This window comes from Azospirillum doebereinerae, from assembly GCF_003989665.1.
Classification (GTDB): domain Bacteria; phylum Pseudomonadota; class Alphaproteobacteria; order Azospirillales; family Azospirillaceae; genus Azospirillum; species Azospirillum doebereinerae.
In genome coordinates, this window is sequence record NZ_RZIJ01000021.1 from 18070 (window position 1) to 42520 (window position 24451).

General features: G+C 68.1%; 19 protein-coding genes and 2 tRNA genes. 10 read left to right on the forward strand and 11 right to left on the reverse strand.

The window, feature by feature from the left end; genetic code table 11:
- Positions 1-113 precede the first annotated feature (113 nt).
- Positions 114-1124: a transketolase family protein gene (locus EJ913_RS22650; protein WP_244939461.1), complete on the reverse strand. Its 1011-nt coding sequence runs from the start codon at positions 1122-1124 to the stop codon at positions 114-116.
- On the reverse strand, positions 1121-1966 hold the full coding sequence (locus EJ913_RS22655) for a transketolase (RefSeq protein WP_127002153.1): 846 nt from the start codon (positions 1964-1966) through the stop codon (positions 1121-1123). Before EJ913_RS22655 ends, EJ913_RS22650 begins: the two co-directional genes overlap by 4 nt.
- Before the next feature lie 244 nt (positions 1967-2210).
- On the opposite strand from EJ913_RS22655, the gene gcvA reads away from it, so the two are divergent.
- A complete protein-coding gene (gene gcvA, locus EJ913_RS22660; protein ID WP_127002155.1) occupies positions 2211-3128 on the forward strand; it encodes a transcriptional regulator GcvA in 918 nt (305 codons plus the stop codon).
- A 97-nt stretch (positions 3129-3225) separates the two neighbouring features.
- On the opposite strand, the gene EJ913_RS22665 is transcribed toward gcvA, so the two are convergent.
- From EJ913_RS22665 to EJ913_RS22675, 3 genes are all read right to left on the reverse strand, one after another.
- Positions 3226-5226 carry a methyl-accepting chemotaxis protein gene (locus EJ913_RS22665; RefSeq protein WP_127002157.1) on the reverse strand — a complete coding sequence of 667 codons (2001 nt, stop codon included), beginning with the start codon at positions 5224-5226 and terminating at the stop codon, positions 3226-3228.
- Between the two features lie 414 nt (positions 5227-5640).
- Entirely contained in the window at positions 5641-8304 is a 2664-nt protein-coding gene (locus tag EJ913_RS22670; RefSeq protein WP_127002159.1) for a cellulase family glycosylhydrolase, read from the reverse strand.
- 796 nt (positions 8305-9100) lie between these two features.
- A complete protein-coding gene (locus EJ913_RS22675) occupies positions 9101-9679 on the reverse strand; it encodes a hypothetical protein (protein WP_127002161.1) in 579 nt (192 codons plus the stop codon).
- 212 nt (positions 9680-9891) lie between these two features.
- On the opposite strand from EJ913_RS22675, the gene EJ913_RS22680 reads away from it, so the two are divergent.
- From EJ913_RS22680 to EJ913_RS22690, 3 genes are all read left to right on the forward strand, one after another.
- Positions 9892-9967: transfer RNA gene (locus EJ913_RS22680), tRNA-Asn, on the forward strand.
- A gap of 4 nt (positions 9968-9971) precedes the next feature.
- Positions 9972-10048, forward strand: a tRNA-Asp gene (locus EJ913_RS22685).
- Positions 10049-10210: 162 nt separating this feature from the next.
- The gene (locus EJ913_RS22690; protein ID WP_127002163.1) at positions 10211-10957 is read left to right on the forward strand and encodes a glucose 1-dehydrogenase; all 747 of its coding nucleotides are present in this window, start codon (positions 10211-10213) and stop codon (positions 10955-10957) included.
- 10 nt (positions 10958-10967) lie between these two features.
- Here EJ913_RS22690 and EJ913_RS22695 read toward each other — a convergent pair whose 3' ends face one another.
- Both EJ913_RS22695 and EJ913_RS22700 read right to left on the reverse strand, forming a co-directional pair.
- Positions 10968-11723: a phytochelatin synthase family protein gene (locus tag EJ913_RS22695; RefSeq protein WP_244939462.1), complete on the reverse strand. Its 756-nt coding sequence runs from the start codon at positions 11721-11723 to the stop codon at positions 10968-10970.
- A gap of 250 nt (positions 11724-11973) precedes the next feature.
- On the reverse strand, positions 11974-15126 hold the full coding sequence (locus EJ913_RS22700; protein ID WP_244939463.1) for a carbohydrate-binding domain-containing protein: 3153 nt from the start codon (positions 15124-15126) through the stop codon (positions 11974-11976).
- Between the two features lie 495 nt (positions 15127-15621).
- On the opposite strand from EJ913_RS22700, the gene EJ913_RS22705 reads away from it, so the two are divergent.
- The 6 genes from EJ913_RS22705 to EJ913_RS22730 all read left to right on the forward strand — a co-directional run bounded on the left by EJ913_RS22705 (position 15622) and on the right by EJ913_RS22730 (position 20535).
- Positions 15622-16422, forward strand: a complete 801-nt coding sequence (locus EJ913_RS22705; protein ID WP_127002167.1) for a polysaccharide deacetylase family protein — start codon at positions 15622-15624, stop codon at positions 16420-16422.
- 138 nt (positions 16423-16560) lie between these two features.
- Positions 16561-17292 carry a PIG-L deacetylase family protein gene (locus EJ913_RS22710; RefSeq protein ID WP_127002169.1) on the forward strand — a complete coding sequence of 244 codons (732 nt, stop codon included), beginning with the start codon at positions 16561-16563 and terminating at the stop codon, positions 17290-17292.
- On the forward strand, positions 17292-18380 hold the full coding sequence (locus EJ913_RS22715) for a 4-oxalomesaconate tautomerase (protein ID WP_127002171.1): 1089 nt from the start codon (positions 17292-17294) through the stop codon (positions 18378-18380). Before EJ913_RS22710 ends, EJ913_RS22715 begins: the two co-directional genes overlap by 1 nt.
- 28 nt (positions 18381-18408) lie before the next feature.
- On the forward strand, positions 18409-19287 hold the full coding sequence (locus tag EJ913_RS22720; protein ID WP_127002173.1) for an amidohydrolase family protein: 879 nt from the start codon (positions 18409-18411) through the stop codon (positions 19285-19287).
- 46 nt (positions 19288-19333) lie between these two features.
- On the forward strand, positions 19334-19693 hold the full coding sequence (locus tag EJ913_RS22725; RefSeq protein WP_127002175.1) for a protocatechuate 4,5-dioxygenase subunit alpha: 360 nt from the start codon (positions 19334-19336) through the stop codon (positions 19691-19693).
- A gap of 2 nt (positions 19694-19695) precedes the next feature.
- Positions 19696-20535 carry a class III extradiol dioxygenase family protein gene (locus EJ913_RS22730; RefSeq protein ID WP_127002177.1) on the forward strand — a complete coding sequence of 280 codons (840 nt, stop codon included), beginning with the start codon at positions 19696-19698 and terminating at the stop codon, positions 20533-20535.
- A gap of 16 nt (positions 20536-20551) precedes the next feature.
- Here EJ913_RS22730 and EJ913_RS22735 read toward each other — a convergent pair whose 3' ends face one another.
- The 4 genes from EJ913_RS22735 to EJ913_RS22750 are packed head-to-tail and all read right to left on the reverse strand — an operon-like array spanning position 20552 to position 24337.
- A complete protein-coding gene (locus EJ913_RS22735; protein ID WP_244939466.1) occupies positions 20552-21334 on the reverse strand; it encodes a heme ABC transporter ATP-binding protein in 783 nt (260 codons plus the stop codon).
- Positions 21335-21339: 5 nt separating this feature from the next.
- Positions 21340-22389, reverse strand: a complete 1050-nt coding sequence (locus tag EJ913_RS22740; RefSeq protein WP_211099025.1) for a FecCD family ABC transporter permease — start codon at positions 22387-22389, stop codon at positions 21340-21342.
- A complete protein-coding gene (locus EJ913_RS22745) occupies positions 22386-23279 on the reverse strand; it encodes a heme/hemin ABC transporter substrate-binding protein (RefSeq protein WP_127002181.1) in 894 nt (297 codons plus the stop codon). Before EJ913_RS22745 ends, EJ913_RS22740 begins: the two co-directional genes overlap by 4 nt.
- A complete protein-coding gene (locus EJ913_RS22750) occupies positions 23279-24337 on the reverse strand; it encodes a hemin-degrading factor (protein WP_127002183.1) in 1059 nt (352 codons plus the stop codon). Before EJ913_RS22750 ends, EJ913_RS22745 begins: the two co-directional genes overlap by 1 nt.
- Between the last annotated feature and the right edge of the window lie 114 nt (positions 24338-24451).

Sequence of the window (24451 nt, forward strand, 5' to 3'; positions counted from 1 at the left end):
AAAGAGTCGGGTCGGCGGTTGGTGCCGTTGGACGGTCGCTGTGCGTCCCCCTCACCCTGCCCTCTCCCCGGGGGGAGAGGGTTTCAGCACAGGGATGGGAGAGGGAGAGAATCTCAGCCCAGCCAGCCCTTGATGGTGGCGGACATCGCGTCGGTCGAGATGCCGTAGCGGTCGTGCAGGGTCGGCAGCGCGCCGGCGTCGAGGAACTCGTCGGGAAGCCCGATCTGACGGAAGATCGGCGTCACCCCGCCGCGCAGCAGCGCGCCGGCCACCGCCTCGCCCAGGCCGCCGATGACGGTGTGGTTCTCGGCCACCACCACCAGACGGCCGGTCTTGGCGGCCTCGCGCAGGATGGTCGTGGTGTCGAGCGGCTTGATGGTCGGAACGTGCAGCACGCCGACGTCCACCTTGTCGACGGCCAACGCGGTCGCCACCTCCAGCGCCCGCATCGTCATGATGCCGGACGAGATCACCAGCACGTCGTTGCCGTCGCGCAGCAGCTTGGCCTTGCCGAGTTCGAATTTGTAGTCGTACTCGTCGAGCACCAGCGGCACGCTGCCCCGCAGCAGCCGCATGTAGACCGGCCCCTGGTGCGCGGCCATCGCCGGAACGGCCTGCTCGATCTCCAGCGCGTCGCAGGGGTCGATCACCGTCAGGTTCGGCATGGCGCGGAACAGCGCCAGATCCTCGGCTGCCTGATGGCTGGGGCCGTAGCCGGAGGTCAGGCCGGGCAGCGCGCAGGCGATCTTGACGTTGCGGTTCTCCTCGGCGATCGCCTGATGGATGAAGTCGTAGGCCCGGCGCGCGGCGAACACCGCGTAGGTCGTCACGAAGGGCATCATCCCCTCATGCGCCATGCCCGACGCCGCGCCCATCAGCAGCTGCTCCGCCATGCCCATCTGGTAGAAGCGGTCGGGGTATTCCTTGGCGAAGATGTGCAGGTCGGTGTATTTGGCCAGATCGGCGGTCATGCCGACGATCTCGGGCCGGCTGCGCGCTAACTCGACCAGCGCGTGGCCGAAGGGGGCGGGCTTGGTCCGCTGGCCCTCGCCGGCGATCGACGCGATCATCGCCGAGGTCTTCAGCTTGGGCTTTCCGGCGGCGGGGGTGTTCGGCGCGCTCATGCATTCCTCCCGGCGTCCAGCGCGTCGAGGGCGAGCCGCCATTCGTGCGCGTCCACGCGGATGAAGTGGTTTTTCTCGCGGGCTTCCAGGAAGGGCACGCCCTTGCCCATCTTGGTGTCGCAGATGATCATCCGGGGCTTGGCCTCGGGGTGCGCCTTGGCCGCGTCGAAGGCGGCGACCACGGCGTCCATGTCGTTGCCGTCGATCCGCTGGGTGAACCAGCCGAACGCGTTCAGCTTGTCCGTCAGCGGCTCGAAGGCCATCACCTGGGTGGAGGGGCCGTCGGCCTGCTGGTTGTTGACGTCCACCATGGCGATCAGGTTGTCGAGCTTGTAATGGGCCGCCGACATGATCGCTTCCCAGACCGATCCCTCGTCCAGCTCGCCGTCCGAGAACAGCGTGTAGACGGTCGAGGCCGACCCCTTGCGCTTCAGCCCCAGACAGCGGCCGACCGCGAGGCTGAGCCCGAGGCCGAGCGAGCCGCCCGACATCTCCATGCCCGGCGTGTAGCTGGCCATGCCCGACATCGGCAGGCGGCTGTCGTCGCTGCCGTAGGTCTCCAGCTCCTCCTGGGGAACGATACCGGCTTCGATCAGCGCGGCGTAGAGCGCGATGGCATAATGCCCGTTCGACAGCATGAAGCGGTCGCGCTCCTCCCAGTCCGGATCCTCCGGACGGTAGCTCATGGCGTGGAAATAGCTGACGGCCAACACGTCGGCGATGTCGAGCGCCTGCCCGATGTAGCCCTGCCCCTGCACCTCGCCCATCAGCAGGGCGTTGCGGCGGATGCGGTAGGCGCGTTCGGCGAGCGTGATGTTGTGCCCTATGGGGGTCGTGTTCACACGGGGTCTCCCTTGGTCCACCAATTCGGGCCCACCACTCGGGGATCCGGCGTTCGGGCGTCGCACGGGGTTCGGCGACGGCGATCGCGCGGTTTTGTCCGAATCGGTCGGACCGCTTTTATTTCTGGAGCGCCGCGTCGCATGAAAATGTCTCGGCGGCTTGAAATAATCCTATTTCCTTGCCGTCCGTGGCTCAAACGAATAATAAAGCCGGATAGGTGAACTCAATTCATGTGATGGTGCGATGCCGCATCGTGTCTCTTTGAAGGCGGTGCAAGCCTTTGAGGCCGCCGCCCGCCTCTCCTCCTTCGCGCTTGCGGCGGAGGAAATGCTGGTGACCCCGTCAGCAATCAGTCACCAGATCAAAATTCTCGAGGAGGACATCGGCGTCCGGCTGTTCCACCGCGTCCACCGCGCGGTGATCCTGACCGACGCCGGCCGGCGCTACGCCGAGGAGATCACCGCCGCCTTCGCCCGGATCGACCTCGCCACCCGCAACGTCGGCCAGACGGAAAAGAGCGACATCCTGACCGTTCACTCGACGCCCAGCTTCGCCACGCAATGGCTGATGCCGCGCCTCGCCCGCTTCAGCGCGCTGAACCCGGACATCGACGTGCGGCTGAACGCCTCGACGACGCCGGCCGACCTGACGACGGAGGCGGTGGATCTCGACATCCGCTACGGCACCCGCTTGCAGCCGACGGGAACGCTGGTGCTGCCCCTGCCGCCCGAGACCATCGTCCCGCTCTGCGCCCCGGAGTTGGCCGAGGGGGCGCACCCGATCCGCAGCCCCGGCGATCTGCGCCATCACCACCTGATCCACAGTGAGGCCTGCCTCGTCGGCTGGCGCGACTGGATGCGGCAGCACCGCAAGGTGAAGCTCGACATCACGCGCGGCCTGCGCTTCGACCGCTCCTTCATGGCGATCAGCGCGGCGGTGGACGGCTTGGGCGTGTGCCTGGACAGCCTGCTGCTGGTCCAGCGCGAGTTGGAGGCCGGGCGGCTGGTCGCCCCCTTCGGGACGGAGGGGCTGAAGGTGCAGGGCTACACCGTCAACCTGCTGAAATCCCGAGCCGAACTGCCGAAGCTCCGCAGTTTTCAAGACTGGCTGTTCGCGGAGCTGGAGCGCGTTCCCAACGGAACGAACCGGCCGGTCGGGTAGGCTTTGCCCCCACCCTGGCCCTTTGCACAGGCATAAAAAAAGGCCCTTCCCCCCAAGGGCAGAAGGGCACCCTAACGCATACCGAAGGGCCAGGCCGTCAGGCGGCGAGCGGCTGCAGGTTCTTGGTCAGGCGTTCGAAGGTTTCCCGGAACGCGACCATCGCCGGATCCGCCTCGTCGAACTTCACGTGGACGGCGTTGTCGCCCAGGCCCCGCACCGTGAAGGGAACACGGACGCTGAACCCATCGAGCGTGAGCGACCCGCGATCGGCGGTGCCGATGTCCGTCGCTCCGGCAAGCATGGCGCCTTCGAGAGACAGATTGATGACCCGCGTGGTCCACTGGCGCCCCCCGGCCTGCACCGAGCCGCTATGGTTCACCGGGTAGCGCGGCTTGCGGCGGCGATTCGCCTCTTCGGTGGAGGTGCGCACCACGCGGACCAGCGTCTGCCGCAACGCCTCGATGCTGTGCGCCACATCGCCCGACCCGGCGCGGACATGGGCGGCCTGCGCCCCGGTCTGTTCGGCTTCCTGCGACACGGCGGCGATGCGCGACGACACCTCCTGCGCGGCTTTCGAGGTCTCGACCACGTTGCGGCTGATTTCCTGGGTCGCAGCGGCCTGCTCCTCCATCGCGGCGGCGATGGCGCCGGTGATCTGGTCGATCTCGCCGATGGTGTTGCCGATCTCCGCCACCGCGCCAACGGCGGTGCCGGTCACGCCCTGCACCTCGGCGATCAACTGGGTGATCTCCTCGGTCGAGCGGGCGGTCTGGTTGGCGAGGTTCTTGACCTCCTGGGCGACCACCGCGAAACCCTTGCCGGCTTCCCCCGCGCGGGCCGCCTCGATGGTGGCGTTGAGCGCCAAAAGGTTGGTCTGGCTGGCGATGTCGTCGATCAGCTTCACCACGTCGCCGATGCGGCCGACCGCGTTGGACAGCGATTGGATCGTCTCCTGCGTGTGATGGCCGGTCGCCACGGCGTGGCGGGTCACCGCGCTGGAATGGGCGATCTGCGAGGAGATCTCGCGGATCGACGCGGCCAGTTCCTCGGTCGCCGAGGCCACCGTCTGGGCGTTGGCCAGGGCCTGCTCGGCGGCGGCCGACACGTTCTGCGCGTTCAGGCTGACGCGCTCGGCGGCGCCGGCCATGCCGTCGGCGTCCTGGCTCATGCCGCCGGTGCGCAACGCCACTTGCTCGACGGCGTGGCTGGCTTCGCGCTCCACCGTCTCGGCCATCCTCAGCATGGCGGCGATGCGCTCCTCCTCGGTCTGGCGGTGGCGTTCGCTGCGCTCCTGGATGGCGTAGCTCAGCTTGGCCTTGACCGCGTTGAGCTGCGAGCGGATGCGCTTGAACTCGGCGACGCCCGAGCTGGGGATGCTGGCGATCAGGTCGCCGCGCGCGATGGCGTCGAGATGCAGCTCCACCATCCCGAGCGGGCGCTTCATCGTGTTCAAAATGACGAAGCCGGCGCCAATGGCGAACAGGATGCCGAACAGCATCAGCCCGGCGGCGAAGGCGCCCGACAGCTTCACCCCCACCAGGTCCGGCGCGCCGAGACCGGCCATGACCAGGATGAGGACGGTGAAGGCGGCGGCGAGCCGTCCGGCGACGCTGTAGGCGCCCGTGCGGATCGTCCCGCCGACGCTGCGGCGGACGATCTCGCCGTCCGCCAGGGCGACGTTATGGCTGGTACCGGAACGGATCGCGGCGTAGACGCGCTCGGCCTCGGCGACCGCCTCCCGCGACGGCCTGGAACGGATGGAAATGTATTCGGTGATCTGGCCGTTCTCCGTCACCGGCGTGACGTTGGCCTTCACCCAATAATAGTCCCCAGTCTTTGAGCGGTTCTTGACCAGCCCTTCCCAGGGCCGCCCCGCCTTGATCGTTTCCCAAAGATTGGCGAACGCTTCCTTCGGCATATGCGGATGGCGAACCAAATTGTGTGGAGAGCCCAGCAATTCCGTTTCGGTAAAGCCGCTGATGTCCACGAACGCCTTGTTTACGAAGACAATGCGTCCTTTCGTGTCGGTTCGAGAAACCAGAAGTTGACCTTCTGCCAGTTCGACTTCTTTGTTGGTGATCGAGCCATTGTCACGCATTGCTCTGATCCTCGGGTACGGATGAAGAGACCATGTTCATCTGCCGATCAATCAGCAAAACCCATGCCGATGGCCGGATCGGTTTGTCACGACAGCATACCCGATTATGCAAACGATTTAGTATGACATTTGTGGAGGCGGGCGCCAAAGGCTACAGCTTCCGTCATCTCCAGTTTTCCATATCACTTTTGCGCACAATCGCAGTTTGCAAATCGAACCGTCCATTCCGCGAAAATTTAGTCAGATGTTAAACCATTTGGCTTGTAACCAAAATCAGACAGAGCTTGCCCCACCTTCGGTGCATTCCGTCGCCAAAGATCCGTCAAAGGTTGATTTTTCTCCAGGGGCTCCCGGCAAACGACGAAGGGGGCGGCCCCAGGACCGCCCCTGTTCACAAATTCCCTCTGCGCCCGGTCAGGCGACGTGTTGATGGATGTACCAGTCGTTCGCGTGCAGAACCTCGGCGGCGGCCGTGGTCGCGGCGTCGGTCGTGAGGCCGCTCAGGATGTCCGCCGTGGAGAGGCTGTGCGCAGCAGTCGTGTCCGTCGCGTCGGTCGCCGCCGTGGTCACGGTGTGCGCCCACACGTCGGTGGTGGCCGCATCCGCCGTGGTGGCGGCCGTGGTCGTCACCAGCGACGCGGCGGTCGCCGAGGCGGCGGACGCGGTGCTCGCCGTGGTGCTGGACGCGTCGGTGATGGTGCCGAGGCCGGTCGCGTCGGCCAGCGTCGCCTTGGTCGCGCCGGACAGGTTCAGGCTGAAGGTCTCGGCTCCCTCGGCGGCGCTGTCGCTCAGCACCTTGACGGTCACGGTCTTGGCGGTCTCGCCCGGCGCGAAGGTCAGCGTGCCGCTGGCCGCCGTGTAGTCCGAGCCGGCCTTGGCCGTGCCGTCGGCGGTGGCGTATTTGACCGTCACCGTCTCGGTCGAGGCCGAGGCGAGCTTCACCGTGAAGACCGCGTCCGCCGTGGCGGTGCCGCTGGTGGAGCCGGAGTACATCGCCTCCTTGATGATGTTTACCTTGGCGGTGTTGACGGTGTAGTCGTCGTTCAGGATGCCGCCGGTGTCGCCCGAGCCGGGGCTCCAGGCCCAATAGGTCCAGCTCACGCCCTGGTCGCCGGCCGCCAGATCGCTCTTCCCGTCACCGTTCCAGTCGCCGTTCATGTAGTCGGTGATCGCGTTCAGCCACTGGGTGTCCTGGGTGGTCGCCAACTTCGTCCCGAATTCGCCGACCAGCACCGGTGCGACGTCGTTCTGCACCAGATAGCCCCAGGCGTCCGTCCACACCGACGACATGTTGTTCGGGAAGCTGGAGTCGGAGAACCAGCCGAAGCCCGCCATCGACGGCGGGTAGTCGTGGACCGAATAGACCAGTTGGTTGTCGACGTTGAACTCCACCGGGCTGGTCTTGGTCCCGTCGAGGTTGCCGCCCCACCAATAGGTCGATCCGCCGTAGTTCTCGACGCCCTCGACGATCAGCAGCAGGTTGGGGTTGACCTTCTGGATGGCGTTGCCGATGCGCTCGGCGGCGGCGGCCCAATCGGTGGCGAGGTTGCCGTCGCCCCAGGTGGCCTGACCGTGCGGCTCGTTGTGCAGATCCATGCCGATGACCGACGGGTTGTCGGAGTAGCGCTCCGCCAGCATGGTCGAGTTGGCGATCATCATCGATTCCGGGTGGGCCGAGGTGTACCACAGCCCGTTCTCGTTGGCCGAGGCGCCGTCGTCCGAGCGGTGGTGGTCGAGGATGATCTTCATGCCGGTCTGGTCGGCGTAATCGACGATCTTGTCGAAGATTTGGAGCGCGTTCAGGCCCTTGAGGTCGGGGTTCAGGTTGTAGTCGATGCCGGTCGGCGTTTGGCCGCCATTGTCCAGCATGGCGTCCGACCAGGGCAGGCGGATCGTGTTGAAGCCCAGCGACTTCATCTGATCCATCATGTTCTGGTAGCTGTCCTCCCACAGCCCCTGGGGCGCGAAGGCGTAGCCCTCGGCGCCGAACCAGTTGACGCCGGTCAGCTTGACGTTGTTGCCGGCGCTGTCGACGATCTGGCTGCCCTCGGTGTGGAGGTAGCCGTCGGCGATGGTCGTGGTGGAGGTGGTGGAGGCGGTCGGCTCCTTCACCGTCGCGTCGCTGACCGAGAGCGCCGGCGTGGTGACGGTGCCCGTTCCGGTGCCGCCGGTGGTGGTGCCGCTGCCGCTGGTGCCGCTGCTGGTGTCGGTCGTCGCGGTGAAGTGGGACTTGTCGGCGTCCACCACCAGCGTGCCGTTCCACCACAGGCCCTTCTGGCCGGCGATCACGTCCTTCCCGTCGAGCGCGCCCTTGTCGTAGGTCACCGCGCTGTCGGTGGCGGAATAGGAATGGCCGTTCACCTTGATGGAGTTGACCGTCAGGTTGCGGTCCTGACCGTTGATATAGGCGTCGTTGTCGTACTGGATCTGCACCTTGTGCGCCTGATCCGCCGTCAGCGAGGTGGTGAAGCTGTAGTCATGCGCGCTGGTGGTCGCGGTGCCCTCGCCGATGGCGGTGCCGTCCACCAGGACCTTGAAATGCGCGTTCACGCCGCCGGCCGCCGTGCCCTGCGCGTTCACCACGATGGTGGAAGCGGATGTGGTGGAGGCGGAGGTGCCCGACCCGCTCGTCGTTCCGCCGGTGGAGCCGGTCGTCGTGCCGGAGCCCGTTGTCCCGGCGGTCGTGCCGCTGGCGGTGGTCGGCTGGGTGGTGAAGCTCAGCGCGCCGTCCCACCACATGCCGGACTGGCCGGCCTGCGTCGTGGTGGTGGCGCCGGTGTCGTAGCGCTCGTAGACCGCCTGGGTCGGCAGCATGGTCTTGCCGTCGACGACCACCGACTGGACGTAGAGGTCGCGGTAGCTGCTGTTCACCGCGTCGTTGTCGTAGGCCACCTTGATGGTGTGCGCGACGTCGCTCGCGAGATCGGCGGTGAAGCTGTAGGCCTTGGACGCCGACGTCGTGGTCGCCTGACCGACCTCCTTGCCGTCGACCAACAGGCGGAAATGGGCGGCGATGCTGTCGCCGGACTGGCCATAGGCGTTCACGACGATGCTGCGGGCGTTCGTGGTCGTTGCCATGGAAAATTTTCCTTGTCTCGTTGGGTTGACGCCAACGGTGACCCCAAATCCTTAACGAGATATTGCGGAATTTGGTTAAAATACCGCGCACCTTGTGGCAAAGATGGGACCGCGATTTCCCCGCTTCCCTGGCGCAGGAATGCCACAGAAACCTCTCGCCACCGGCTCCTGCGCCGAAAAATCGGCCTGAATCCGTGTCTCTTTTTGTGCACAGCCCTGCCGCGCAGGATCAAGGGGAGGGGGGCGTATCAGCTTGTATCGGCCGGATGCTTCAGCCCATGTCCAAGGTTTTCCCAAAAGGCTGAGGGAGCCTCTTTTCCGTGCTCGCTAACATCCGGCCGATCCGGACCCAGGAGAACGTTTGATCATACGCAAAGAAGCAGCCTCTTCCTCGGCAATGATACTGCCACCTCACCAGAATTCACCCTTTCCCCCAGGACGCGAATGCCGCCACCCCCATCCTATGTCTTGGAATTTTTCCACGCCGCCAAACGCCCAGCGGCGTGGCTCACAACCCGGTCGACGCTCCGCCTGGAGGCGCGAGCCATGGCTGGCGCGGCGTCCATCCCCGACGGAGCAGAGCGGTGAAACACTGAATTGGTTAATGAAAAACACCTGCCTTGATCGTGGCAGGCGCAATTCCGGCTGATTTTTTTAAAGGTATAAATACCTATTAAATGGCCGCCAGACGGCGTGCAAACGCGAAACGGCTCCCCGAAGGGAGCCGCGCCGCCGGATCACGGCTGCCGGAAAAGCACCGACCCGCTTGGGGAGGGCCGAAAAACGCGGCCGCGCCTCAGCGCCGCATGGGGACGGCGCGGCGGACCAGACGGCGATCGAGGTCGTCGGTGGTCACCGTCGGCTCGCCCAGGCTCTGCATGGCGAAGGCGAAGGTGTCCATCACCCGGTCCAGAACGATCTCCTGGTCGTCCGGGCGGCGGCTGACCGATACCACGGCGTAGCCGGCGGCCCGCGCCACGGCGGCGTCCCCGCGCAGCCCCCGCACGCCCCAGCCGGCCAGCGCGGTCTTGCAGCGGAACAGCTCGGCCGCGAAGCCCCCGGCCGACTGCGTGCGCCCCACCACATAGGCGGCGGCGACCGCCAACGGGGCCAGCAGCCCGTCCCAGTCCAGGCAATCCTCGCGCGACACCCAGACCCCGCCGACCGAACAGGCGGCGGCGCCGACGGCCTCGCCCAGCCCCGCGCGGAAGGCGCGCAGCGATTCCACCGCGGCGTCGTCGGGCATCGGTTCCACCCGTTGGCCGTCGGGCATCAGCATCAGGCGCCCCGCCCATTCGGCCGAAGGCGGAAGCTGTTCGGTCAGGCGAGCGATCAGCGCCGCGCGGGCGGCGGCGAAGGGAACGACCTCGGACATCGGGGCCTTGCGAAGCTGATGGTGGGGTGTGGCAGAAGAAGCCTGAAAGCGGCCCTGTCTGTCAAGATCCGGCGCGCGCGCCTCATCAACCATCGCGTGCGCCGTGGGTCGGTTGTCACAGCGAACATGTGGATGGGACAAAAAAATCGGAGCCTTGCGATTTTGTGCTTGCCAGATCGGGGAACCAGCCCTATAAGTCGGCCTCCCAACGTTCCCGGTTAGCTCAGTTGGTAGAGCAGCGGACTGTTAATCCGCTTGTCGCTGGTTCGAGTCCAGCACCGGGAGCCAAAGCGCGGGTGTAGCTCAGTTGGTTAGAGCGCCGGCCTGTCACGCCGGAGGCCGCGGGTTCAAGTCCCGTCACTCGCGCCATTCTTCCTTTCCCTCTGCGGAAATTTCCCCCAGATCGACAGCGAACGATGGCGGCTGCCCCACCGGGCGGCTTCGCGCTATAATGAGTGGTGTTCCCAACAATCGGCCCCTATCCGGATATGTCCGGACATCCGGGCCGGCCACCCAGGGGAGAACCATCTCATGCGTCTGTCGGACAAGGTTGCCGTCGTCACCGGCGGCGGATCGGGCTTCGGAGAAGGCATCGCCCGGCGCTTCGCCGCGGAAGGCGCCCACGTCATCGTCGCCGATCTCGACGAGGCCGCGGCGGGCCGGGTCGCCGACTCCATCGGCGAGACGGCGCTGGCCGTGCGGGCCGACGTGGCGGTCGGCGAGGATTACGAGGCCATCGTCTCGGCCGCCATCGGCGCCTTCGGACGGCTCGACATCCTGATCAACAACGCCGGCTACACCCACCGCTACGGATCGATGCTGGAGGTCGACGAGGCCACCTTCGACCGCATCTACGCCGTCAACGTGAAATCGATCTACCACAGCGCCATCCACGCCGTGCCGGTGTTCCGCGCCCAGGGCGGCGGCATCATCCTGAACATCGCCTCCACCGCCGGGCTGCGTCCGCGTCCGAACCTGACCTGGTACAACGGCTCCAAGGGGGCGGTCCTCACCCTGACCAAGTCGATGGCGGTGGAACTGGCGCCCCACAAGGTGCGCGTCTGCGCCATCGCCCCCGTGGCCGCCGAGACCGGCATGCTGCACCGCTTCATGGGCGAGGATTCGCCCGAGCGCCGCGCCCAGTTCCTGGCCTCCATCCCGCTTGGCCGGCTGTCCACCCCGGCGGACGTCGCCAACGCGGCGCTCTACCTGTGCTCCGACGAGGCGGCCTTCCTGACCGGAGTCTGCCTGGAGGTCGACGGCGGGCGCTGCGTGTAGGGAAACAACCTCAGCCCGAAACCCGGCGGGTGCGGACGCGGATCAGGCCGCTGCCCTCCGGGTCGGCGCGGTCGGGCTTCAGCATGGCGTCCAGCAGCTTGACGTCGCTCGACCAGTAGGGGACGTACCAGCTCCGGTCCGGGTCCATGATCAGGACCCGCCGGCTGGCCGCGTCATAGGCGCCGAGCGGGGCGATGTGGCCGTAGCCGAGATCCCCGGTCAGCGTCCCCTGGTCGTAGGCCAGGAGGATGATGTCGCTGTCGCCCTGCTCGTTCTCGGTCAGGATCCGACGCAGCTCCGCCAGCGTCTCCGGCGAGGCGTCGCGCGGGCGGAAGACCTCGACCTCGGCGTTGGTCAGGCCGTAGGCGTCCAGGCTGCGGCGGACGTACAGCTCCAGCTCGGTGAAGGAGATGCCCTCCCCGTTCTCCGCCACCGCGTCGCGCCAATGCTCGTCACCGACCGCGTCGAGCAGTTGGCGCTGGGTGACCAGCCGGTCCGACGCCAGCCCCGGCAGGCCGCGCAGCGCGTTCAGCATCATCGTCACGCTGGCGAGCGAACAGGCGCTGCCCGTCGACTGCGGCACGTAGAAAGGGGCGAGCGCCCAGTAGTCCGGCGCCAGGGCGTGACGGACATACTCGGCGGCGCGCGTGATCGGAATCGCGTCCGGGCCGAATTTCGGCCTGTTGTCTTCCTCTTGCGCGCGGACGGGCGCCGCCACGCAGGCCATCCACAACGCGACGCCGGCCGCCATGATCTTCGCTGTCATCGAAAACGGTCTCTGTGATTCCCGCCGCGCCGGCTCGCGCCGCCCGGCAACACGGAGCCCTATATGGTGCGCTGCAACGCAACGGCCAAGCTGATGGAACGCGGAAAGCAAGGCCGGCGTGAAGACAGGCGCGGAACGGGGGGCAGAGACGGGCATGGGCGGAGGCCCTTTTCCTCGGGAACGGGTCCCATGGAAAACAGCGCTCCGCCCGGCCCCGGCCGGCTGGACCGGGGTGGCTAACCCACAAGCGTCAGACCGCGTCCCAGAAGGCGATCATCCCCGCCGCCTCATAGCCGACGACCCCCATCTTGGCCCAGGCGAGGTCGTGGATGCCCATGGCGAAGGCGGGCGACGACGCCTGCAGCGAGTAGTCCCCGTAGTACGGGTTGTTGAACATCGGCTTGCCGGTCACGTCGTGGTCGCCGTAGGTCGGCACGTTGTAGACGAGGTTGCGGTCGATCACCGGGTCGTTGGCGGTCAGCAGCTCGATGTAGTCGTCGAGCGGCAGGGTCCCCTGCACGACGTTGCCGGTGATGGTGTTGTTGTAGGGCATGCCGACCGCGCCGTGCACCGGCTGCCACTCGACGCGGATGAAGTCCTCCTTGTTGCTGGCGATGACCGCGAAGTTGTTGGTCACCGTGTTGTTGTCGCCGCCGTGGATCTGGATCGAGGCCCAGTCGGCGTCCTTGATGAAGTTGTCGCGCACGGTGACGCCGCCGGCCATGTCGTCCAGATAGATGCCGAAGCCCTTCTGGCCGTAAATCCACTGGTCGGCGTTGCTGGTCGCCAGACCGCTGGCGTGCTCGATCCGGTTGCCCTGGATGATCAGGCCGCTGTCGGTGCTCGACCGACCCAGGATCTCGATGGCGCCGCCGTCGGCGGTCTCCAGCCCGGTGTAGGAGATCCGGTTGTACTGGATGACGTTGTCGTGGTTGGCCGTGTTGGTGGTGCCGCCGTAATCCTTCAGCGAGATGCCGTAGCGCGCGCTGTGGTCGATGTCGTTGTTGGAGATGACGTTGTTGTCCACCCCGGTGCCGATGATGCCAGACACCGCCTTGCGCACCTCGCCGATGTTGCTGATGGTGTTGGCGTAGAGGATGTTGGCGTTGCTGCGCCCGTCCATCTCGATGCCGCTGTCGGCGAGATGGTTCAGCGTGTTGTGGGCGATCTGGTTGTTCGACGAGGCCGAACCCAGCTTGATCGCCGTGCCGACGTTGACGAAGCTGTTGTCGCTGATGTGGTTGCCCGACGACCTCACCAGCTCCAGCGCGTTGCCGTCGGTGGTGGTGTTCATGAATTTCAAGCCGTCCAGCGTCACGTCGCTGGCCCCGTTCAGCTTGATCAGCGTCGCCAGCCGGGGGATCTCCACCCCCGACGCGGCGAAGGACGCGTCCGCCGCCTTGTAGACCAGCTTGCCGTCGCTGGGACGCCACGCGAACTCGCCCACCTGATCGACGTAGGAGGCGTTGTTCAGCAGCTTGTAGGTGGTGCCCTCGGCGAAGGGCAGCGAGGCGCCGTTCTTCAGGACGAGGGTGCGGGTGGCGGCGTTGAAGCTGGCGATGCTGGTCAGCGTGTCGCCCAGCCGCTCCGCGTCCATCACCTGGATCAGCGTGCCGGACTGGATGTCCGCCGCCGTCACCTCGCCGCTGTGGAAGCGGATCTGCGACCCGCTGGGACCGGCGGCGGCCGCGTCGGCGAAATGCCAGCCCGAGGTCACGTCGGCGCTGTCGTAGGCGTATTTCTCCGCCAGATGCTGGCGCACCCCGCCGACGATCAGGTCGAGGCCGGAGGCGGTCGAGAGCTTGGCGGAATAGATCCCGTTGCCTTCGCTGGTGAAGCCGGTGACCTTCTCGCCGCCGCTCAGCACCGGCTTCTCACCGGGGTAGTTCTGGAAGCCGTTGCCCTTGTCGAGCGCCGTCAGTTCCAACGTCTTGGTCAGGTGGTAGGTGCCCTCGCGGATGTAGGTGGTGTCGATGGAGGAATCGGCCCGCATCGCGTTGCGCGCCGCCTCCAGCGTCGCGAAGGGGCCGTCGGTGCCGTCGGCGTTGGGGGCGGCCAGCTTGCCCGACCAGGAATCCTTGCCGTTGGTGGCGACGTAGAAGGCGGGCTGGGTCGGCGCGGTCGGCGGGGCGGCGGGGGCCGGCTGGAACAGCTCGGCGCCGGCCTTGACGTTCAGCGCGCCGCCCCAGAAGAGACCCTCCTGGCCCTTGACCACGTCCTTGCCGTCCACGGCGCCCTTGTCGTAGGTGACGATGCTGTCGGTGGCGGCGACGGTGTGGCCGTTGATCGACACCGACTTGACGTACAGGTTGCGGTCCTGGCCGTTGACGGTGGAGTCGTTGTCGTACCAGATTTGGACCGTGTGGCCGACGGTCGCGTCCAGCGCCGTCTTGAAAGTGAAGGGCGTGGTGGTGCCGCTGGTGGCGCGGCCGTCGCCGATGACCTGCCCGTCGACCAGCACCTTGAAGTGCGGCGCCACCCCGCCGGCCGAGGCGCCGGAGGCGTTGACGACGATCTCCGTCGCCGTGAGGACCGGCGGCGGGGGCGGCGGAGGCGGCGGAACGTAGGCGCCGCCGAAATACTCCTCGGGCACGCCGAAGGTCAGCGCGCCGCCCCAGAACAGCCCCTCCTGCCCGGCGACGACGAATTTGCCGTCGACCGCGCCCTTGTCGTAGGAGGCCATCTGGGAGGTCGCGGCGATGGTCTGGCCGTCGATGTCGATCGACTTGACGTAAAGGTTGCGGTCGACGCCGTTGACGGTGGCGTCGTTGTCGTACCAGATCTGGATCTTGTGGGCCTCGTTCGGGTCCACGTTGACCGTGAACTTGTAGTCGGTGGCCGAGGTCGCCGCGACCCGCGCGTCGCCGACCACCACGTCGTCGACCAGCAGTTTGAAGTGCGGCGGCTGGCCGCCGGCGGTGACGCCCCAGGCCTTCACGGTGATCTGGCTGGTCATGGTGGCGGGGGTGGGATCGGTCGGGGTGGTGGTCGCAGACGGGAACAGATCCTTGCCCAGCGACACGTTGAGGGCGCCCGGCCAGTACATCTCGGTCTGTCCGGCGATCACGTTCAGCCCGTCGACCGCCCCGGTGTCGTATTTGACCGAGGGGTCGATGGCGAGGATGGTCTTGCCGTTGACCTCGAACGACTTGACGAACAGGTTGCGGTCGACGCCGTTGACCGTGTCGTCGTTGTCGTACTGCAGTTGCAGGGCGTGCGCCTTGTCGGCCGGAACCTTGGCGGTGAAGACGTAGCGGGACTGGGTGGCCGACGCGACGGTGGCCTCGCCGATGACGGCGCCATCGACCCGAAGGACGAAGTGCGGCCACTTGCCGCCCGCGACCGTTCCCCAAGCGTTGACCGCGAAGACGACCTCGATCAGCCCGTCGGTTGCGCTAGCCATGATGACCTCCAGAGTTCGACAGAATGTCTTTGCACCCGGAGGCTGAGCGACCCGCTTTAACGGGGAGCTAACCCTTATGGTTAGGATTTTCTTAAACGCCCGGAATCCCGTGACAAAATTCAGACTACCTCGAATGAGCCGTACAATCCATGCTCAGGTCGAGTCGCGATTCCCTGAAAAGACAGGATCATTTCGGCCAAGCCTACGCTTGGTTTGGACAAGCTCCTCCTAAATCGCACGCTCTGTTCTTGTCCGCCTTTCCTACAACGCCGTTTTTTACCGCCGAACCGGCAACGGGGTCGATCATTTCTATTCCTTGGTGAGCCGACGCCGTTCCGACCTCCTGGACGCGAACACCCGTCACCGCTTGGCATCGGTGCGGCGCCCCCGACCGCGTCCTTCCGACCGCACGGTCACACGCAAAGCTCTTGCTCAACGCCGCGTATCCGGCCAAACCTCGCGCCCTCTGCCCCTTTTCAAAGCCGCCGCGTGGACATGCCTGCCGAACCGACAATCCACCGCGCCGCCCTTGGCGCGGTCATCGCGCTGGCGGTGGCTTCCCTTCCCGCCGCCGCCCAGCCACGAAGCCACACGGCCACCCACGGCTACGCCCCCTTCGCGACCGAGCATCTGCTTCCCGGCGCGGCGCTGGATCTCGGGGACGTCGATCGGGAGTCGCCCTTCGCCCGCGTCGTCGCGCTCACCATCGACGACGGGCCGGATCCGAACGATCTCCGCATCCTGGAGATTTTGCGGCGGCATGGGGCGAAGGCGACCTTCTTCTGCATCGGCGGCAAGGTCATGCAGCACCGGGACATCGCCCTGGCGCTGGCGGCGTCCGGCAACGAGGTCGGCAGCCACAGCCAGACCCACCCGATGATGACCGACCTTCCGGCCGCGCAACGCGACCGGAACCTGGGCAAGGCGAACGCCGCCCTGGCCGGCGCCGGCATCCATCCGGCGTGGTTTCGGCCGCCCTACGGCGATTTCGACGAAACCGTCACGGCGCTCGCCCAGGCCCATGGCCTGCAGACCGTGCTGTGGACCGTGGATTCCCAGGACTGGAAGGGACTCGGCACCGACGCGATCGTCCAGCGCGTCACGGAACGGCTGGCGCCGGGCGCCGTCGTCCTGATGCACAGCACCAAGCCCGCCTCGCTCCAGGCGCTGTCGCGAATCCTGGAGGACGGGGAGCGGAAGGGATACCGCTTCGTGACGATGACCGAATGGCAAGAGGCCATGCGGCTCGCCGTCGCCACCCCCTTGGCGATGCTTCACCCGTCCCCCGCTAAGTGACGCCGGCGGGAGACCTTTCTGAAGGCTATAGCAAAACCCAATAAGTCCTGCGGGCTTCCAAATGGAAATGCCCGCCGGTTCGGCGATGATGACGGCAACACGAACCATTTCCCTGCATGACAGAGGGAGTTGCCAACCATGGCCGACAAGACCGCGCTGGTGCTCAGCGCCCATTCCGCCGATTTCGTCTGGCGGGCCGGCGGCGCCATCGCGCTCCATCAGGCGCGTGGCTGCGACGTCACCATCGTCTGCCTGTCCTACGGCGAGCGCGGCGAATCGGCCAAGCTGTGGAAGCAGGAGGGCTGCACCCTCGACCATGTGAAGACCGAGCGCCGCAAGGAGGCCGAAGCCGCCGCCAAGGCGCTGAACGCCCACGACATCCAGTTCTTCGACCTGGGCGACTACCCGCTGGAGGTCGATCGCGAGGCCAAGTTCCGGCTGGTCGACGTGATCCGCAAGGTGCGGCCCGGCTTCATGATGAGCCATTCCCACTACGACCCCTACAACACCGACCATTCCTTCGCGACCAAGCTGCTGATCGAATGCCGGATGATCGCCCAGGCCTGGGGCCACAATCCGGGCGAAAAGGTGCTGGGCGCCCCGCAACTCTATCTGTTCGAGCCGCACCAGACCGAGCAGATGGGCTGGAAGCCCGATGTCTTCCTCGACATCACCGAGGTGTGGGACCGCAAGCGCGCCGCCATCGAATGCATGGCCGGGCAGGAACACCTGTGGGACTACTACACCAATCTGGCGCAGAACCGCGGCAACCATTTCCGCCGCAACTCCGGCGGGCAGGCGGGCGGACGCAACGCGCGCTACGCCGAGGGCTTCCAGACGGTCTACCCCCGCACCGTGGACGAGCTGTGATGGCCCCGACACCGGCGGAGGAAACGACCGTCTTCGAGGGAATCCGCTGCCTGTGGATGCGCGGCGGCACGTCGAAGGGCGGCTATTTCCTGGCCGAAGACCTTCCGGACGACCGCGACGACCGCGACGCCTTCCTGCTGCGCGCCATGGGATCGCCCGACCCGCGCCAGATCGACGGGATGGGTGGGGCCGACCCGCTGACCAGCAAGGTCGCGGTGGTCAAGCGGTCGGAACGGCCGGGGATCGACGTCGACTACCTGTTCCTCCAGGTCGTCGTCGACCGGGCCATCGTCACCGACGCGCAGAACTGCGGCAACATCCTGGCCGGCGTCGGTCCCTTCGCCATCGAGCGCGGGCTGGTCCCGGCGCGGGACGGCGAGACAAATGTGACGATCTACATGGAGAACACGGGTCAGGTCGCCGAGGCCAGCGTGGCGACGCCGGGCGGCCGCGTCACCTACCGGGGCGGAGCGGTGATCGACGGGGTGCCGGGCAGCGCCGCCGCCGTCCCGGTGCTGTTCCGCGACACGGCGGGCTCGTCCTGCGGGGCGCTGCTGCCAACCGGCAACACGGTGGACGAGTTCGACGGCGTGCCGGTCACCTGCATCGACAACGGCATGCCGGTGGTGGTGATCCGCGCCGCCGATCTGGGCGTGACCGGAACCGAGACCCGCGAACAGCTCGACGCCGACACAAGCCTGAAGGCCAAGCTGGAATCGATCCGCCTCCAGGCCGGCCCCCGGATGAACCTGGGCGACGTGCGCGACAAGACGGTGCCGAAGATGACGCTGGTCAGCCCGGCGCAGGGCGGCGGGACGATCTCCACCCGGACCTTCATCCCGCACCGCTGCCACGCCTCCATCGGCGTGCTGGGCGCGGTCAGCGTCGCCACCGCCTGCGCCCTGCCGGAATCGCCCGCCGCCGCGCTGGCGGTCGTTCCCGATGGGCGCCGCAAGAGCCTGAGCATCGAGCACCCGACCGGCGAGATGACGGTCGTCCTCGACCTCGACGACCGGGGCGGGGTCGCGCGCGCCGCCATCCTGCGCACCGCCCGCAAACTGTTCGACGGCGTGATCTTCGCCGACTGACGCGCATTTTTCCGAAGGGGTTTGTCCGATGGACGCCAACAGCCTGCTGACCTTCCACCCCGCCCCGCGCAAGCCGTCCTACACCCCGCCGCCGGGGGCGGTGGACGCCCACTGCCACGTCTTCGGACCGGGCGACGTCTTCCCCTACGCGCCGCAGCGCAAATACACCCCCGGCGACGCGCCGAAGGAGGCGCTGTTCGCGCTGCGCGATTTCCTCGGCTTCGAGCGGAACGTCATCGTCCAGGCGACCTGCCACGGGCACGACAACCGGGCGATGGTCGACGCGCTGATGGCATCGAACGGGCTGGCGCGCGGCGTCGCCTCGGTCGCCCCCTCCGTCACCGAAACGGAACTCCACGCCCTGCACGAGGCCGGGGTGCGCGGCGTGCGCTTCAACTTCGTCAAGCGTCTGGTCGACGCCACCCCGAAGGAGTTCTACCGCGGCATCGCCGAGCGGATCGCCCGGCTCGGCTGGCACATCGTCGTCTATTTCGAAGCGCCCGACCTGGAGGAGCTGACCCCCTTCCTGAGCGGACTCCCGACCACCGTCGTGGTCGACCACATGGGCCGCCCCGACATCGCCAAGGGGGCCGGCCACCCCGATTTCCAGCGCTTCGTCGCCCTGATGGCCGACAACCCGCACATCTGGTCGAAGGTGAGCTGCCCCGAGCGCCTCAGCGTCGAGGGGTCGGCGACCAACTACGCCGACGTGGTGCCTTTCGCCCGTACCCTGGTGGACCGCTTCACCGACCGCGTGCTGTGGGGCACCGACTGGCCGCACCCGAACATGACGACCCACATGCCCGACGACGGCGCCCTGGTGGACGTCATCCCCCACATCGCCACCGACGCCGCCAAGCAGCGGGCGCTGCTGGTGGACAACCCGATGCGGCTCTACTGGAGCTGATCCGGAACAAGAAGCCCTGCTCAAGAAAACACACGAGGAAACGCCGATGCCCCTGCAACCCTCCCCCACCAAGGACCCGATCCCCGGAACCGTCATCTTCGACGGGGCCATGGCGATGCGCGGCTATGCCCTGAACAAGATGTGCTATTCGTTCAACGAGGAAGCCGGCCGCGCCGCCTTCCTGGCCGACGAGGACGGCTATTGCGACCGCTTCGGCCTGAACGAGGCCCAGAAGGCGGCGATCAAGGCGCGCAACGCGCTCGACCTGATCGCGGCCGGCGGCAACATCTACTACCTCGCCAAGTTCATCGGCATGCTCGGCTTGAACGTCCAGGACGTCGGCGCCCAGCAGACCGGCATGACGGTCGAGGAATTCAAGGCGAAACTCCAAGCGGCGGGGCACTGACCATGGCCAAGATCGTCGGTGGCGTCACCACCTCCCACATCCCCGCGATCGGCAACGCCATCGCCAAGGAGCTGTTCGAGGATCCTTACTGGAAGCCGTTCTTCGACGGCTACCCGGCGGTTCGCGCGTGGCTGGACAAGGTCAAGCCGGACGTCGCCATCGTCGTCTACAACGACCACGGCCTGAACTTCTTCCTCGACAAGATGCCGACCTTCTCGGTCGGCGCCGCCTTCGAGTACGAGAACCGCGACGAGGGCTGGGGCCTGCAGCCGCTTCCCCCCTATCCGGGCGACCCGGAGCTGTCCTGGCACCTGATCGAATCGCTGGTGGCCGACGAGTTCGACATCTGCTCCTGCCAGGAGATGGCGGTCGACCACGGCTTCACCGTGCCGATGTCGCTGCTGTGGCCCGACCGTGCCGCGAGGACGGTCAAGACCATCCCGGTGGCGGTCAACACGGTGCAGCACCCGCTGCCGACCCCGGCCCGCTGCTTCAAGTTGGGGCAAGCCATCGGCCGGGCGGTCGAGTCCTACGGCAAGGACCTGAAGGTCGTGGTGCTGGGCACCGGCGGGTTGTCGCACCAGCTGGACGGCGAGCGGGCGGGCTTCATCAACAAGGCCTTCGACCTGATGTGCCTGGAGAAGATCGTCGACGAGCCGGAGACCCTGGCGCGCTACTCCATCCACGATCTGGTCCGGCTGGCCGGCGCGCAGGGGGCCGAGTTGATCCTGTGGCTGATCATGCGCGGCGCGCTGGGGGACAAGGTGTCGAAGGTCCACAGCAACTACCACATCCCGATCTCCAACACCGGCGCCGGCCTGTTGGTGCTGGAAAGCGCGTAACCGCCAAGCCCGGCCCTTACCCCACCACGAAGGCCGGGCGACCGTCGGCGCGGGTCAGGCGTTCGACCGGAACGCCGAAACAGGCGGTGAGCGGGCTGGGCTGCAACAGCTCCGCCACCGGCCCGGACCCGACGACCCGCCCGTCGCGCAGCAGCAGCGCGTCGTCGGCGTAGAGCGCGGCGGCGTTGACATCGTGCAGCACCGCCGCCACCGCCAGCCCGCGCCCAGCCAGCGCGCGGGCCTCGCGCAGCAGGGCGGTCTGGTGCGCCAGATCCATGGCGGCCGTCGGCTCGTCCAGCAGGACGGCGCCGGGGCGGGTCGTCCGCGACCAGATCTGCGCCAGCAGCCGCGCCCATTGCACCCGCTGCCGCTCGCCCCCCGACAGCGCGCCGTAGAGTCGCCCGGCCAACGCCTCGGCCCCGGCGTCGCGCAGGGCGTCGGCGACCGCGCGGGCGTCGTCCAGCGCCTCGGCGCTGCGGGCGAAGGGCAGGCGGCCGAGCGCGACCACCTCCTCCACCAGGAAATCCGGGGCGGCGACGGCGTTCTGAGGCAGCACGGCGCGGTGGCGCGCCAGATCGCGCGGGCGCCAGCCGGCCAGCGGGCGCCCGTCGAAGGTCAGGCTCCCAGCAGCCGGCCGCAGATCGCCGGCCAGGGCGCCGAGCAGGGTCGACTTCCCCGCCCCGTTCGGCCCCAGCACCGCCAGCACGCGCCCCGCCCGCACCGCCGCGTCGACGCCGTGCAGCACCGGGTCGCGGCCATGGCGGACGACGATGCCGCGCGCCTCGATCATCGCGGTCATGGCGGTCACGCGGCGGCCCCCCGGCGGCGGATCAGCCACAGGAAGAAGGGCGTGCCGATCAGCGCGGTGACCAGCCCGACCGGCAGCTCGGCCGGGGCGACGACGCTCCGCGCCACGCAATCGGCGCCGACCATCAGCGCCGCCCCCATCAGCGCCGATCCGGGCAGCAGCGTGCGGTGGTCCGGCCCGGCGCACAGGCGCACCAGATGCGGCACGATCAGCCCGACGAAGCCGACGATGCCCGACATAGACACCGCCGCCCCCACCGCCAGCGCCACCCCGCCGACCACCAGCAGCCCCAGCCGCTCGACCGGCACGCCGAGATGCGCCGCCTGCCGGTCCCCCAGCGTCAGCGCGTCCAGCCCGCGCGCGCAGGACAGGATCAGCAGCGCCGCCGCCAGGATGAGGGGGGCGATCACCGCGACCGCCGGCCATGTGGCGCCGCCGACGCTGCCGAGATTCCAGAAGGTGATGTCGCGCAGCTGCCGGTCGTTGGCCCCGAAAACCAGCAGGCCGATGCCGGCCATCGCCAGCGCGTTGACCCCGATCCCGGCCAGCAGCATGGTGGTGGCGACCCCGCGCCCCAGTCCCAGCACGCAGAGCGCCGCCGCCATGGCGCCGAGGAAGGCGGCCAGCGCGACGAACCACCGCGACCACGGAGCCACCCACGGCGCCACGGCGACCAGCGCGTCGCCCAGCACGATGGCGGTGACGGCGGCCAGCGCCGCCCCGCCCGACACCCCGACCAGGGCCGGATCGGCCAGCGGGTTGCGGAACAAACCCTGAAGCGCGGCGCCGCCCAACCCCAGGCTCGCCCCCACCAGCAGCCCCATCAGCGTGCGCGGCAGCCGCAGATCGAGGATCGCCGTGCGCTGCCCGAGATCGCCGGCCCCCTCGGTCAGCACCGCCCAGACCGTCGCCGGGGGAATGGCCATCGCCCCCACCAGCAGGGACGCGAAGGCGGCGGCCAGAACCAGCAGCGCCAGACCGCTCAGCGCCACCACGCGGTGGCGGGCCTGGACCGCCCGTCGGCGCGGCAGGACCGCACCGCTCAACCGTTCCTCTCCGTCAACGCCTTGGCGAGGTCGCGCGCCGCCTGCCCGGTGCGTGGGCCGAAGCCCAGCAGATACAGCGCGTCGAAGGCGGCGACCCGCCCGGCCCGGCCGGCGGGGGTGCCGGCCAGCTCCGGCCGCGCCAGCAGCCCGGCGGGGCCGCCGAGCTGGGTCAGCGACTGCTCGGTGGTCAGGATCAGGTCGGGGGCGGCGACCAGAGCGGCTTCCGGCGACAGCGGCTTGTAGCCCTCGAAGCCGTCGATGGCGTTGCGGCCACCGGCCAGCCGGATGATGCCCTCGGCGCCGGTGTGGCGCCCGCCGACCATCGGCGGGCCGCTGCCGATGCCCAGCACGAACAGCACGCGCGGCCCCGGCGGATGGCCGGCCTGGGCAGCGGACAGGATGGCGAGGTCGCGCTCCAGCGCGGTGGCCAGCGCCTCGCCCTCCACCCCGCGGTCCAGCGCGGCGCCGACGGCGCGGATCAGCCGGGCGGCGCCCTCGGCGTCGACCGCTTCCGGCAGGCGGACCAGACGGACGCCCGAGCGCTCCAGCTGCTCCAGCGTGGCGGGCGGCCCGGCGTCGGCCGAGGCCAGGATCAGCGTCGGGTTCAGCGACAGCACGCCCTCCGCCGCCAGCGTGCGGACATAGCCGACCTGGGGCAGCCCGCGCACCAGATCGGGCGGGAACAGACTGGTGCGGTCGATGCCGACCAGTTCGCCGCTGCGGCCCAGCGCGTGGACCGTCTCAGTCACCGCGCCGCCCAGCGCGACGATGCGTTCGGGAGCCGCCGCATGCAGTGTGCCGCCCAAGACACCACCGAGGGCCGGCAGCGCCGCCAAACCGCCCAGCAGCGCGCGACGGCGTAACGGACGGCGCAAGGACAGGGCCGGCATCACGCGGCGTCCCGCGCCAGGGCCAGCGCGGCGACCAGATCGCGCCACGCCGGGTCTTCCGGCTGTCCCGGTTTGCGCTTGCCGAAGAACAGGGCGATGGTGTTGCCCGCACCGTCGAACACCTCGACCGAGGTGACGGTGCCGTCCTGCGTCGGCTTGCGCACGATCCACGCGTCGGTCACCGCATCCTCGCGCAAATGCAGGTTGAAGGCCGGGTCCAGCACGTTGATCCACGGCCCCGCCGGCTCGATCCGGACGACTGGGCCGGTGTGGATCTGGATCACGCCGGGGCTGCCGACGAAGACCATGATCGGCGTGCCGCGCGCCGAGGCCAATTCCAAAACCCGGCGCGGCGCGTCGACCGGGATGGCTTCCGCCCGCCCCTCCCCGCCCAGCCGCAGGGCCTGGGTGCGGGCCAGCTTGAAGCGGCGCAGCAGCGGAAAGAAGTCGTGCGTGTCCTGCAACCCGTCCCAGGCGGCGCGGAAGGCCGGCACGTCGATCTGATCGTCGGCCACGCCGTCGCCTGTCCCCGCGTCGGCCTTGGGCGTCACCGTCAGGGCCGGGCTCTGGTCCCCGGCGCGAAAGGCGGCGACCAGCGCCGCGTATGCCTGGGCGTCGGTCTTGCCGGTGACGTAGATCTTGTGGACCGCCGTGCCGTCGACGTCGAAGATTTGCAGGCTGCGGCGCGGCTGTTCCGCCGCGCCCTCCGCCACCGCGAAGCCGTGGTGCCAGCGACCGAGGAAGATGCGAAGGTCGATGTCCTCGTCCAGCACCAGGGCCTGCATCCCATGGATCTGGACGTTGCGGTAGATTCCATGGCGCTCGTGCACCGCGCTGTCGTTGCGGGTCAGCGCCATGACCTCCCCCAGCGGCTCCAGCGCCCGCAAAAGTTCGGCCCAGTCGGGGCGCAGCCGCGTCGCGCTGCGGCCGCAGCCGGCGGCCACGAACTCCGCCTCGCTCACGCCCAGCCTCTGGGCGAGGTCGCGGGCGCGCAGGCGCGGTTCGGCGGCGCGCAAGGCCTCGATGCGGGCAAGAAGGTCGGAGCTGCGGTCGCTCATCGTCGAAATCCCCTGGTGAAGCGCCTCAGGCTGGCCAAGAGAAGGGTCATCGCGGCATGGCTGGCGGCGAGGCAGCCGACATCACGATCAGAGTGGAGACGGCGACTCCGGTCG